Source organism: Vibrio sp. 10N.261.51.A4 (assembly GCF_041471945.1).
Classification (GTDB): domain Bacteria; phylum Pseudomonadota; class Gammaproteobacteria; order Enterobacterales; family Vibrionaceae; genus Vibrio; species Vibrio crassostreae_C.
In genome coordinates this window covers 84,145-97,406 of record NZ_JBFRPJ010000047.1, presented here as the reverse complement: position 1 = coordinate 97,406, position 13,262 = coordinate 84,145, and the positions used below count along the sequence as shown (strand labels likewise).

Annotated in this window: 13 protein-coding genes; 2 read left to right on the top strand and 11 right to left on the bottom strand. The window is 47.1% G+C overall.

The features are described from left to right. Positions 1–33: 33 nt before the first annotated feature. From AB4384_RS11080 to AB4384_RS11055, 6 genes are all read right to left on the bottom strand, one after another. Positions 34–693 (bottom strand): HAD family hydrolase, encoded by a 660-nt coding sequence (locus AB4384_RS11080; protein WP_372129532.1) that lies wholly within the window; start codon positions 691–693, stop codon positions 34–36. Between the two features lies 1 nt (position 694). Continuing rightward, on the bottom strand, positions 695–1,714 hold the full coding sequence (locus AB4384_RS11075; protein ID WP_004732593.1) for an ABC transporter ATP-binding protein: 1,020 nt from the start codon (positions 1,712–1,714) through the stop codon (positions 695–697). Next, entirely contained in the window at positions 1,714–2,499 is a 786-nt protein-coding gene (locus AB4384_RS11070) for an ABC transporter permease (protein WP_102332327.1), read from the bottom strand. Before AB4384_RS11070 ends, AB4384_RS11075 begins: the two co-directional genes overlap by 1 nt. After that, the gene (locus AB4384_RS11065; protein WP_372129531.1) at positions 2,499–3,392 is read right to left on the bottom strand and encodes an ABC transporter permease; all 894 of its coding nucleotides are present in this window, start codon (positions 3,390–3,392) and stop codon (positions 2,499–2,501) included. The genes AB4384_RS11070 and AB4384_RS11065 overlap by 1 nt, the downstream gene beginning before the upstream one ends. Next, positions 3,389–4,267, bottom strand: coding sequence for an alkaline phosphatase family protein (locus AB4384_RS11060; protein ID WP_372129529.1), 879 nt, complete (start codon positions 4,265–4,267; stop codon positions 3,389–3,391). The genes AB4384_RS11065 and AB4384_RS11060 overlap by 4 nt, the downstream gene beginning before the upstream one ends. A gap of 61 nt (positions 4,268–4,328) precedes the next feature. After that, positions 4,329–5,453: an ABC transporter substrate-binding protein gene (locus tag AB4384_RS11055; protein ID WP_137001616.1), complete on the bottom strand. Its 1,125-nt coding sequence runs from the start codon at positions 5,451–5,453 to the stop codon at positions 4,329–4,331. A 211-nt stretch (positions 5,454–5,664) separates the two neighbouring features. Between AB4384_RS11055 and AB4384_RS11050 the strand changes: the two genes are divergently transcribed. Beyond that, positions 5,665–6,393 carry a UTRA domain-containing protein gene (locus tag AB4384_RS11050; protein WP_017065129.1) on the top strand — a complete coding sequence of 243 codons (729 nt, stop codon included), beginning with the start codon at positions 5,665–5,667 and terminating at the stop codon, positions 6,391–6,393. Between the two features lie 138 nt (positions 6,394–6,531). Here AB4384_RS11050 and AB4384_RS11045 read toward each other — a convergent pair whose 3' ends face one another. From AB4384_RS11045 to AB4384_RS11030, 4 genes are all read right to left on the bottom strand, one after another. Further along, positions 6,532–7,386: an amino acid ABC transporter ATP-binding protein gene (locus AB4384_RS11045; RefSeq protein WP_017065130.1), complete on the bottom strand. Its 855-nt coding sequence runs from the start codon at positions 7,384–7,386 to the stop codon at positions 6,532–6,534. After that, entirely contained in the window at positions 7,379–8,044 is a 666-nt protein-coding gene (locus AB4384_RS11040; protein WP_372129526.1) for an amino acid ABC transporter permease, read from the bottom strand. Before AB4384_RS11040 ends, AB4384_RS11045 begins: the two co-directional genes overlap by 8 nt. Positions 8,045–8,181: 137 nt before the next feature. Next, positions 8,182–8,820 carry an amino acid ABC transporter permease gene (locus AB4384_RS11035; RefSeq protein ID WP_017061227.1) on the bottom strand — a complete coding sequence of 213 codons (639 nt, stop codon included), beginning with the start codon at positions 8,818–8,820 and terminating at the stop codon, positions 8,182–8,184. 131 nt (positions 8,821–8,951) lie between these two features. Then, a complete protein-coding gene (locus AB4384_RS11030) occupies positions 8,952–9,818 on the bottom strand; it encodes a transporter substrate-binding domain-containing protein (RefSeq protein ID WP_017061226.1) in 867 nt (288 codons plus the stop codon). A gap of 239 nt (positions 9,819–10,057) precedes the next feature. Between AB4384_RS11030 and AB4384_RS11025 the strand changes: the two genes are divergently transcribed. Continuing rightward, the gene (locus tag AB4384_RS11025) at positions 10,058–11,572 is read left to right on the top strand and encodes a PLP-dependent aminotransferase family protein (protein WP_372129524.1); all 1,515 of its coding nucleotides are present in this window, start codon (positions 10,058–10,060) and stop codon (positions 11,570–11,572) included. Between the two features lie 204 nt (positions 11,573–11,776). Here AB4384_RS11025 and AB4384_RS11020 read toward each other — a convergent pair whose 3' ends face one another. Beyond that, entirely contained in the window at positions 11,777–13,093 is a 1,317-nt protein-coding gene (locus AB4384_RS11020; protein WP_017065135.1) for an aspartate aminotransferase family protein, read from the bottom strand. Positions 13,094–13,262 lie beyond the last annotated feature (169 nt).

The following is a 13,262-nucleotide window of genomic DNA, read 5'->3' as shown; positions in this document are numbered from 1 at the left end:
TAAAGCGAACATAATTCAAAGATGGGATCAGCGTCAATCCCAGTTGAGAATCGACCAATTCGGTTGATCAGCCAGTGATTTCAAACGAGGGCATGGATTCACCAAGTAAGCAAAGTCCGCGTGTTCGCATAAAGGTAAGTCGTTGATTGAATCGGTATAAAAGTGGATATCTGAGTAGTTGGTTTCTTGATTGTCTAACCACTCTTTCAAACGCGTTACTTTGCCTTCACGGTAGCTTGGTACGCCAAAGATCTGAGACGTGAAACGGCCTTGGTTTTCGACCAAATCGATACCGAGTGCATTCTCGATACCAATCTTACGGCCGACCGCTTCTACTAAGAAAGTGACGCTGGCTGAGATGATCAACATGTCGATATCGTCACGCTCTAACTGCTCAATCAAAGGTTTCGACTGCTTGAACTGTTTAGGCAAAATATGCTGTTCAACACACTCTTCCACCAAGGCGGTGACTTGCTCTGTTGGCATATCGGCTAATGGCTGCATGGAAAACGTGAGGTAATCTTCCATGTTCAGTTTGCCTTCCGAATACAGGCCCATTAAGCGTTTATCTTCATCAATAAAGTTGGGCGCAGTGGCAATGCCCTTTTCAACCAAGAATTCATTCCAAAGCATCGCTGCATCGGCATTGATCAGCGTTTCGTCCATATCAAATACATACAAAGGTTTGAACATCTTAGGCTCTCACAGGTTGAATTTCGTTAAGGTTAAACAGGAGTTCAAGTTGGCTGCCGTTTGCCAACAGTCGCTCAGAGGAACGGTTAAGTAAATCGACAGTTAATTCACATTCATCGACGTCCACTTGGTAGCGAATCACATTACCCAAGAGCTGGTGGTTACGAATTGTGCCCGTTTTCGGCGCAGAGATATGCTCGCCATACTGTCGGCCTTGCTCTTTCACGTAGATAGATTCAGGGCGAATCGCCACTTTCCACTCGGTTTCAATATTGAAAAGTTGCTTGGCTTTGTTCGCTTGCACCAGATTGTAGTGCCCCATGAACCCAGCAACAAACTCATTGGCAGGTTGAGTGTAAATCTCTTCGGGTGTCCCCGCTTGTACGATCTCACCTTTATTCATCAAGAAGATGCGGTCAGACATGATCATCGCTTCTTCCTGATCGTGGGTCACGAAGATCGTGGTCAGGTTCATCTCTTTTTGAATATCTCGGATCTGTTGGCGTAGGTGTTTACGGATCTTGGCATCCAGTGCAGAAAGCGGTTCATCGAGCAATAGAATACGCGGCTTGACCACCAAGGCTCTTGCCAAGGCAACACGCTGACGCTGACCGCCCGATAACTGATGCGGGTAGAACTTCTCTTTGCCCGTTAAGTCCACCAGCCCAATCACTTTCGCGACTTCACGTTTAATCTCGTCGGCAGCAAGCTTTTTCATCTTAAGGCCAAACGCAATATTGCCTTCAACCGTCATGTTCGGGAACAGCGCATAAGATTGAAACACCATGCCGATGCCACGCTGTTGTGGCACTTGGTGAGTAATCTCTTCACCGTTGACCCAGATCTCGCCACCATCAACAGGATTCAGGCCTGCCAAGCTGCGCAGTAGAGTCGATTTACCACAGCCACTTGGGCCAAGCAGAGTAATGAATTCGCCCTTCTCGATGGAAAATTCAATATCTTCAAACACCGTGTTGTCACCAAAGCGCTTGGTGAGGTTTTTCGCATTTACATAGCTCATTATTTTGTTCCCTGGCTGAAACGACTTGCCAACCAAGTCAGTAAGAAAATAAACAGGAAGTACGTCATCACTAGGGCTGACGTGAAGTGGCCGCTGGTTTGACGCATGTTGTATAGGTAGATTTGCAGTGTCTCGTAGCGTGTTCCTACCAAGATGTTGGCGAACACGAACTCGCCTAATAGGAACGAAAACGATAAGAACAGCGACGCCATTAAGCCTTTCTTAAGGTTTGGCAGAATAATCAATAAGAACGCCTTGGTGGTGCTTGCACCGAGCAGGTGAGCAGCGTCCATCAAGTCGTGCAGGTTGATCGCTTCAAAGCTATTGGCAATCGCGCGATACATGAATGGCAGCGCGATGGTGAAGTAAGTACCAATCAGAATCCATGGTGTACCTATCAGTGAGATTTCGCTATCGGCATACAGCTGAAGCAAACCCACCGACGACACCACTGGCGGCACTGCGAACGGCAATAAGATGAGGATATTCATCACCTTGTCGAGTTTCGGGAAATAGTAAAACACCACGAAAATCGCAGGCAGAACCAACACCACACTCAATGACAGCGCAGCCACACAGATAAACAGTGAACGACCAAAGGCTTGTAAGAAGCGAGGATCGGTCAGCAGGTTGATGTACCAATCTAACGTGAAGCCATCCGGCAGGATAGTGGCGCCCCAACGCGAGGAGATCGAGTAGATAAAGGTCGCTAAGATCGGAATCATCATGGTGCCGACAATCGAATAGACAACCGTTTTATGAAAGCGAGTATTTACGGTGTTCATTACGTTCTCTTCCCTGCGTAGCTTTTGCTGATCAGCCATTGGTTAATCACGGTGATGAAGGCCAGCATCGCCATCAGAATCACGGAAATTGCGGCAGCTAGGTTGGGTTCTAGGAACAGGTCGCCCGATACCAAGCTCGCAATTCGAATCGTAATCACGTTGTAGTTGCCCGAGGTCAACGCATACACGCTCGCATACGCACCAATCGCATTGGCAATCAAGATGATGAAGGTGCCGAACAAAGCCGGAGATAGCACAGGCAGCGCTATTTTGGTCCAGTACTGCCAAGTTTTCGCACCAAGCAATGCCGAAGCTGCTTGCCAATTGTCACTCAAGGCATCAAACGCGGGATACAGCAATAAAACCGCTAACGGGATCTGGAAGTAGATGTAAATCGCTAGCAAACCCCACTTACCGTACAAGTCAAAATCACCCAGTAATCCATACTGCTTGAGCAATAAGGTGATCGCACCATTAGTGCCCAAGATGATGATGAAGGCGAACGACAAAGGCACACCAGAGAAGTTGCTGCTCATGTTTGTAAACGCAATCACCGCATCGCGGATTTTAGAATCAACGCGGCGCAATGAAGAAACGAGCAGAGTCGCAATCGCTAAGCCAACAATGCTCGACCAAATCGACAGCCATAAACTGTTACCGAAGGCCTGCATCATGAAGGCAGAGTCGAATATTTCAGAATAGTTTTCGAGAGAGAGCTCATCATCATAGAAGAAGCTGTTGATCAGCACCCAAACCATAGGTGCCAGTTGGAACAGGTAGAAGAACAGCGCGAAAGGCGCAAGCCACAAAGCGGGCTTGAAACGTTGAAACAAAGATTTGGTTTTGGGTTTAAGCGCAGAGCCATCGCTCTGCGTGATTACAGAACTGCTCATAGGGCCAACAATTCCTGAGTGTAAGATTTATCGTGTTCAAGGTTGAGTAACTGACAGACGCTGCCGCAGATATCGGTCTGTTTCACTGAACATTCTTGGTGTGTGAACTTATCGCCAATCACAAAGAATGGTACTTCACGCTCTTCAGGCAGAATGCCACCGTGAGACAAGTCATTGTTCATGCCGTGGTCACTGGTGATGATCACTTGATAACCATCATCTACCCATTTCTCAAGATAGTTTGATAGGTAGATATCCGCGCCACGTGCACTATTGCGGTACTGGCGAGAATCCAACCCATGCTTGTGTCCAATATCGTCAATGTTCATTGGGTGAATCAACAAGAAGTCCGGCTGATGAGTGACACGCAGGTGCTCAGCATCCAAGAACAAGGCTTCATCTGGGTAGTGGTCCCAGTGGTAGAAACAACCGTGTTGGATGTTCATGGTTTCATCGTTGGTGAAACGGTCACGTACTGCATCAAATGGCGCTCGGTTATATAACTCGCTCACCCAATGATATGCCGCTGCAGCCGTCACTTTGTTCTGCGACTTCGCCAAGCTAAATACCGACTCGTGATTCGATAAACGCACGATTTGATTGTTGACGATGCCACTCTCGACAGGGCGAACCCCAGTTAAAATGCACTCATACAGTGGACGGGACATAGATGGCAGCTCACACTGCACAGGGTAAAGCGTGGCGCGCAGCTTGTTTTTTTGCGTGCTCTGCGAAGTGCTCTGTTTATTCTGCAAATCGCCCTGTTTCTCATGCATATCGCTTAGTTCTAGAAGACCGTTCAGGTAGCCCATGCAATCACGGGCTACCTGATAGTTCAGTCCATCTAGAACAACAAGGATAACCTTATTGCTCATGGTCTATTCTCTATTGCTTGTTTCTATAAGCCACCTATTGAAGGTGGTGTGTTAAGCGGGGTTATTGCTGGTGAATCAATACGCTTTCTTGCCATTGACGTGGCAGGCGACGTGCTGATTTTTCCCATGCTGAGAAGTCAGTCACTGGGTGAACATTGCTGTATTCATCGTTTGAGATCAGCTTGTCTTGTACTGATTGAGGTAGCGTAACGCTGCTACGGATTGGGCGCGCGTAACCTTCTGCTAGGTTGATTTGGCCTTGGTCGCTGAAGATGTATTCACGAGCCAGCTTTGCCGCGTTCGGGTTTTTCGCGTATTTGTTGATGATGGTGGTGTAACCAGAGATCACTGAACCATCTTGTGGAATACTTACGGTAAAGCGCTCACGGTCGATCTTGTCGCGGTAGTTCAGTGCGTTGAAATCCCACATGATTGCCACTTCCACTTCGCCTTTTTCAAGGTTCGCGATACTTGGATCTGTGTAAGACAGACGGCCTTGTTTCGCTAGCTCACCAAAGAATTTAATCGCTGGTTTTAGGTTCGACTCGTCACCACCGTTAGCAAATGCAGCCGCTAGAATTGCGTTGTTTGCTTGCGCGGCTACGCCTACATCACCGACTGTGACTTTGTAGTCACCTTCTAGTAAGTCACTCCAAGTTTTCGGCGCATCTTCAACAAGGTTGTTGTTGGAAATGAAAGAGATGGTGCCTGTGTAAGCCAGAGCCCAATGACCATCTTTGTCTTTTGCCCAGTCTGGAATGTCATTCCAAGTAGTTGGTTTGTATGGCTGAGTGACGTTTTTCTTTACAGCCACACGTGCGAATGCGAAACCCACATCACCAATATCAGCGGTTGCGTTTTTCTTCTCTGCTTCAAATTTCGAGATCTCCTGAGCCGAGCTCATATCGGTATCCTGATGCTTCAAACCGTAGTTTGCTTTCAGGTCAGTCCATGTGCCTTTCCAGTTTGCCCAACTGTCTGGCATACCCACACTGTAAACTGCACCCTCTTTTTGAGCGGCTTCAATCAGTGACTCAAGATCAGCATCCTTCGCCATCGCTGGCATTGAAAGTGTTGCCGTAAGTCCTGTTACACCAATCAATTTAGCGGTTGTGCCTATCAATTTTGCAGGTGAACCGATTAATTTAGCTGGCGATACAGTTGAACGGCTAAGCAAAGTTTTCATTGTCTCTATCCTTCTGGACTAGGTCAGTAAGTTCGTTTTGTATGCTATAGCCGGAATGTGACGGTTTGCCGTAAGTTATTTGACAGTTCGAGTGCATTTACGTGGCAGTTATATTTCACTCATATGACAATAAGCCATTGTTTACTGTCACATTCCTGTTAACTCCATGGTTTACCTTATTAAGCACACGAACTTATGGACTAGATCAGTAATGAGAACATTGGGCACCGGGCAATCAGGGACACAGTTAGGAAGAATTAAGGCGAGTATTCGAGAGCAGCTTCAATCAGGTATCTTCATTGAAGGGCAAAAACTGCCATCCGAAAGAAACCTTAGCGAGCTGTTTTCCACCACACGAATCACGCTCAAAGATGCATTGGTGTCATTAGAAACCGAAGGTTTGATATACAGAGAAGAGCGCCGTGGCTGGTATGTGTCACCCGAACGTGTTCGCTATAACCCATTGTCACGTTCTCACTTTCATCAAATGATTCGCGAACAACATCGTATTGCAGCAACCAAGTTGCTCAGCACCCGCACAGAAATGGCCGCAGGCGATTACGCCAAAGCATTAGAAATAGAACAGATAACCCCGATACACGTGATTGAGCGATTACGCTTTATTGATGGCAGAGCGGTGCTGTTTGTTGAAAACGTCTTAAAAGCGCCGTTGTTTGAGAAGGTGTTGTCAGAAAACCTCACCATGTCGCTGACAGGCATCTACCGAGAAAAATACGGCTACGAGACCAAACGATCGCGCTTTGATGTGATACCCACCTCTGCCCCTGCGCATGTCGCCAAGGCATTAAATTTGGCTGAGGGTCAACCGGTGCTGAAGATCTGCCGTGTGAACTACAAGCAAGATGGCGAGTTGATGGACTGCGAGTTGGAATACTGGCGACCGGACTCTGTGGTCATTCATATTGACAGTATTGGTTAGCATCACATAACCATTTGCCTAGTTTTAGGTTTAAGTTTGGGTTTGGGAAGAAAAAACGAGCACAGACAAAAACTCCGACTGATTAGGTCGGAGTTTTGGATTTAGCGATCAAACATTAAGGTGCGCGAATCATCTAGCTCATGAATCAAGCTTGAGGAACTTCCTTACCCTTGTTGAATCTGGGTTAGTGAAGAACTTCTCAGGGTTGGATTTCTCAATCAAGATGCCCTTCTCAAGGAATACCACCTGATCCGACACCTGACGCGCGAATTCCATCTCATGAGTCACCACCACCATGGTGTAACCCTCTTGCGATAGCTTCTTCATTACCAGTAACACCTCTTCGACCAATTCAGGGTCGAGCGCGGAGGTTGGCTCATCAAACAGCAATACATCCGGTTCCATCGCGAGAGCTCTGGCAATCGCGACACGTTGCTTTTGCCCACCCGATAACATGCTTGGGTAACTCTCTAGTTTGTGTGACATCCCAACCTTGTCGAGTTGCTTACGAGCCATCTCCTCGGCGTCTGATTTCGCTATCTTCTTAACATGAACCAGCGCTTCCATGACGTTTTGCAACACGGTGAGATGCGGCCATAAGTTGAAGCTTTGGAAAACCATTCCAAGACGCTCTCGAAGTTTCGCCAACTCTTTGTATTTGAGTGGCTTACCCGTTTCAGAGTTGATACCAATACGCTCATCACCCATAAAAATCGTGCCGCGCTCTGGCTGCTCTAACCAGTTCATGCAACGCAGTAGCGTCGATTTCCCCGAACCTGACGAGCCGAGAATACTCACCACATCGCCTTTGTTGATGTTGAGGTTGATGTCTCGCAGTACTTCGATGCCATCAAACTGTTTCGACAGGTTTTCAACCTTGATGATCGTCTCTCGTTCTTCCAATAGTGGCTCGCACTCAATCACTTCCAAATTCACGCCCAAAGAAGGGTTAATCGGTGCTTCCGTTTCAATAATCTCTGATTGTTTAAGCATGGCTAAGTCCTCTAAGTTCAACTTTGGTTTGGATTCGTTTGGTGATGCTTTCAAGTGCAATACTCACAGCCCAGTAGAGCGCGATAGCAATGATGAACGCATTCAATGGGATGAAGTACGTTGATTGAATGCTGTTGGCGGCCGCGGTAATTTCTGCGACGGTGATGATGCTAAGAAACGCAGTGTCTTTTAAGCAGATGATGAGTTGGTTCGTGATCAGTGGAACCGACTTAAACAACACATTTGGGGTAATAACTCGGGTAAATGTTTTGAATTTAGAGAAGCCATAAGCGTGCGCCGCTTCGATGTAACCTGGCTCTAATCCTTTACGAACACCTCGGAAAATCTCACAAAAATAGGTACCGTGATAGAGACTTAGCGCGATGATTCCCGCTGTAATCGCATCGAGTCGAATACCAACCTGCGGCAACCCGTAATAGAGCAGGTACGCTAAGATAAGAAACGGCAAGGTGCGCATCATGCCTATCAAACTATTGATGGTGTACTTCACACCAAGTTTTGAGTTTTCGAGGCAATACAACAAACCGATGCCAATGATGAAACTCAAGATTGAAGACGAAACAAAAAGATAAAATGTGGTCACAAACCCTGAAGCAAACAGCTCTTTTTGTTGCCAGATAATATTCCATTCTTCCATATTTACTCCTTAAACTTACCCGCTCAATAACGCATCACAAGCAGGTAAATGGTGTTTCTGACCAAGTAGCCATGACGGCTAAACTGTGGTTGTTGTTGATAGCTGTGACTGAGGTAGATTACTGATAGCCACACTTACTACTGCAGATAAGTAGCTCGGTTTTCAGCCACCGCTTGCAACTTCACCAACACGCCAATAATCAACATGTAAATGGCACCGGCACATAGAATCGGCCCAAGTGGTTCATAGGTAACCGCAGAGATTCGATTGGTGACACGAGTTAGGTCGACGATGCCGATCACCGCAATCGCTGGGCTGCCTTTGATTAAGAACGACATCTCATTGACTAGCGCTGGTAGGCTCATGATCACCATTTGCGGGAACATGATGCGGCGAAAATAAGTGATGCGTCTCATACCAATGGCTTCTGCCGCTTCCATTTGTCCTTTTGAAAAGTTAAGAAAGGCATTGCGCCAAATCTCTGCATTGAATGCCGATGTATTGAGTGTGAGAGCTAAAATAGCAGAAACGTGTTTATCTAAATTGATGCCAAATGACGGAAAAGAAAGGAAAATAAACAGAGCCAGTGTCACCAAAGGCGTTGCTCGTGCCCAGCTGACATAGATACCCAACATTTGATCCACAAACGGGATTTTCATCATTCTAACTAAGGCAATCATTAGGCCGATGACGACACCTAATACAATCGATACTGCCGATATCCATGCCGTTGCCCACGCGCCCTGTAGCAACTGTTCCCAAGCGTAATAATCCATAAACGACCTCTTTGATCAGCGACTTCTTTCGATAGATTGTGCGCCAATGACTCATGGGTTAAACCGCTTTGAACCCATTGGCATGGACACAAACAGCCGTTAACTGTTTGTGTCAGCGCATGCTTATCCATCTATTGGACTGCTGTTAGCTTGTGATACTGCTCAACGGAAGTGATGGCCTCTGAAGGCAGTTGGTCGAACGACTCACCGAACCACTTCTTCTGCAACTCCGCCATTTTTCCTGTTTGCTCTAGGTGCAGGAAAAACTCCGTTAGGTATGCCAAAAGCTCAGGGTTCTCTTTAGGAACAGGCCAGCTCACGAAACCAGGACCAGACACCGCCTCGCCTTTTTTGAATACCTTTGACTTGGATTTCACTACCTCGTTAACTGAAACCACACTGTTGATCACATAGTCTATTCGGCCGATTGCCAAGTCGGAATACGCTTCTGGGTAGGATTGATACTGCACCACTTTACCCAAAGATTTGCCTTGTGCTTCGAGCATCACTTCGAGCTCTGGAAGCCTTTCTAGCAAAGCACTGCCCGCTTGTAAGCCCACTGTTTTTCCATCTAAATCGGCTACCGTATTAATATCTTCCGCGTCAGCTCTGGTTAAGAAGTAATGCTGCGCTGAAGCGATAGGTGGAGTGAAATCAAAGGCCTTCAAGCGAGCATCGGTAATGATCGCGCCAGTTAACGCCACATCATATTGACCCGCAGATACCGAAGCGAGTAGTCCTGTCCAAGGTAAGATCTCTTGTTCGATATCGAACTTCGAATATTCACGTAACTCATCAAGCAAATCTTTGTTAATCCCCGCAGGCTTACCGCGGTCGATATAGTTGAATGGAGAGTAGTTGTCTTCTGTCGCCACTTTCATGAAGCCTTGCTTTTCGATGGCTGCAAGCTCCGATGCTTGTGCGACTCCAAAACAACCCAGTACAACTGTCGCTGCCGCTGTTGAAACCCATGCCTTCATCGTCATTCCCTGTTTCATACGCTTTCCTTATCGAGATTATTTGCCTGCCTTTACTTTATGAACGGAATGCATCGGAGACGTAGAGCCAATTTAATTTTCAGGTTGGGACAGAACGATTTTCTAGTTTGGGACAACGTAATTTTCGGGGTTGAGAGAGAGCAAAACACACTCTTAAAACATCAATATGAACTCTGGCGCATTTCTTGCTCTTTTATACAAATTGGACTGAGGTTCACTGAGAATAAGGACTGTATCTCATGGCGATAAATCACAATTGTTTCATCGAGTTTGATTCCAAAAGAAGCCTGCAAGAACAAGTACGTAGCTATTTGGTGACGGCGATATTGAATGGTATTTTTCCGGCTGAACAAGCGCTTCCGTCTTGTCGTAAGCTGTCTAGCCAATTGGGTGTTTCACGCAATACTGTCTCGTTGGTGTACGACAGTTTGCTCGACGATGGCTACCTCATCAGTAAGCCTCGCAGTGGTTATTACCTTTCAGAAAAGTATGAAAACCCGAGTGATACTATCGACGCGAGTTTGGATCATTTTGAATCAGCCGACAGCGACAATGCACCGGATTGGAGCAAACGCGTTAAGCTGCAATTGGGCCAATACCCACGCATCGTCAAACCCTCGCATTGGAGTTGTTACCAATACCCATTTATTTTTGGCCAACCCTCTATCAATGACTTCCCATTAGCTCAATGGCGAGAAGCGACAAGAAAGGTCACCTCAGACCCACATGATCACCGCTGGCTTTGCGACAAGGTCGATAAAGACGTCGACATGCTGGTCGAACAGATACGCACAAGGGTGCTCCCACAGCGCGGTATTCATGCCCAAAGTGATGAGATCCTCATAACCTTAGGTTCGCAGAATGCGCTGTATTTGATTTCGACTTTGCTCATGAACCATCAGAGTCGAGTCGGAGTCGAGAACCCCGGCTACAAAGAAGCGAATCACATCTTCAATCTCGCAGGTGCGCAGTTACACCCGCATCAAGTAGATGAACAAGGATTGAGATTCAATGAACACTCTTCACTGTGTGATCACTTCTATGTCACGCCCAGCCACCAAGCTCCAACCGGCGTCACCATGAGTGACGAACGTCGAACTCAGTTACTGGAAATGGCCAAAGCCAATGACGCGGTCATTATCGAAGATGACTATGACGCCGAGTGCAACGTGGAGTGGAACCCTAAACCCGCGCTAAAAGCCAGTGACAAGGAAGGACGTGTCATCTACGTCAGCAGCTTCTCTAAGCTATTAGCACCCGGCTTGAGGTTAGGCTACATCGTGGCACCTGAAGAGTTGATCTACGACCTTAGAATACTGCGTCGCTTGATGTACCGACATGCGCCAAGCCGCGTTCAGATGGAAGTGGCGCACTTTATTGAACAAGGCTACTACGACAGCTTTGTGAGGCGCTTTAGGGAAAACACGCGCCAGCGCTGGAAGCTTATCAACGATGCAGTCTTGAAGTACCTACCTGACTGCAAGCGACTGGCTCAAAGCGAGCAGGCCAACTCTCTGTGGCTACAAACGCCCAGTCATATCAATAGCCAACGCTTAGCGTCACGAGCCGCACAAAAAGGGATTTTGATTGAGACAGGGTATTCTCACTTCATGACCGATCCTGAAACGAAGTTGAGCAATGAAACTTCATCCGAATTTGATCCTAATTCTTATTTCAGGTTGGGCTTTCACGCCATCGACAAAGACTTGATCGCCCCCGGCATCAAAGAGCTGTCAGAGGTAATGAAGAGCTAGCATCACAAAGGGTTATGTAGACGTTGTTATTCAAGACAATGACGTAAAAAAGAGCATCAATCGATGCTCTTTTTCGACTATACCTAACCAATTGGAAGCTAGACACTCAAAAGCCAAGCACTCAGGAAAAATAAGCACTTTGAAAAGAACGGGGAATCCTTTGCCAAAGTGCCTGTGTTTCTGTGTCAGCTATATTTTGAAGAATTAAGAAGCAAGTTCAAACAACACTTCATCAATGATCTTAACGCCTTTCTTTATCTCGCTTGGCTGAATAACCAAAGGTGGCGCAACGTGAATGCGGTTATTCACAATGAAGGTCAACAGGCCTCGCTTGGTCAATTGCGCTTTCAATTGCCCCATTTTTTCATTGCTCAAAGGTGTTTTACTTTCACGATCTTCCACCAGCTCTACAGCCCAGAACATCCCTTTGCCGCGCACATCACCAATCATAGGGTGCAACTCTTGAAGGCTCAGTAGAAGCGGCCCTAAAACGCTGTTACCGACGTTATCAGCGTGTGTGACAATGCCCTCTTGCTCCATCACATCGAGCGTTGCAACGATAGAAGCCATCGCCAAAGGGTGACCTGAGTACGTTAAGCCGCCCATAAAGAAGTTTGACTTAAAGTACTCAACGATCGGTTCGCTGACCACCACGCCACCAGCCGGCACATAACCCGAGTTCACCCCTTTCGCGAAAGTAATCAGATCCGGCACGACATTAAAGTGCTCAAACGCAAACCACTTACCCGTGCGGCCAAAGCCGACCATGACTTCATCGAATATCAACTGAATGCCATGTTTGGTTGCCAGCTCACGCACGCCGATAAGGTAATCTTTGGGCGGAATGAGAAAACCAGCCGTTCCCGGAATCGTCTCTAGGATAATCGCCGCAATCGCCGTTGGTCCTTCGCATTCAATCACTCGCTCTAAATGCTGCAGGGCACGCTCACTCTCTTCTGCCTCAGTCGCCGCGTTGAATTCGCTTCGATAGAGAAATGGATTGAAGAAGTGAACGTGCCCACGGCTATACTCGTTTGGAATTCGACGAAAATCCCCCGTCGCAGCAATAGCAGTACCTGTATTGCCATGGTAAGAACGGTAAGCAGATAGCACCTTATCGCGCCCTGTGAATTGTCGCGCCATGCGAATCGCATTTTCGTTGGCATCTGCCCCTGCATTGGTAAAGAACACCTTCTTAAACGAGCTTGGCGCTTTCGACAAGATACGCTTAGCCGCCAAACCACGAGTGAGGTTGGCGGTCGCAGGGGCAACGGTCACTAATGAATCAGCCTGATCTTTAATCGCTTTGATCACTTGTGGATGCTGATGACCAATGTTGGTGTTAACCAGTTGGCTACTAAAATCAAGGTATTCTTTACCTTCGTAGTCCCACATTTTGCATCCTTGCCCACCCGCAATGGCGATAGGCTCCGCTGCTTCTTGAATCGACCAAGAATGAAATACGCTCTTGTCGAGGTCGATAATATCTTGGTTCACAAGCTGTTCTGTTGATACTTCCATTTCATCGTCTCCATTAACAACACTAGATTCACAGCCGCTCGTGCTTGGCTCGTCTTCGAGAATGAAAGACACAAAACACGACATTGAAAAGGCTGCGCTATCGGATGGAATAATCTTCATCCCAAACAGGGCGGAGGTCATAGTGTCAGTTTCAACAAAACATTGGGCC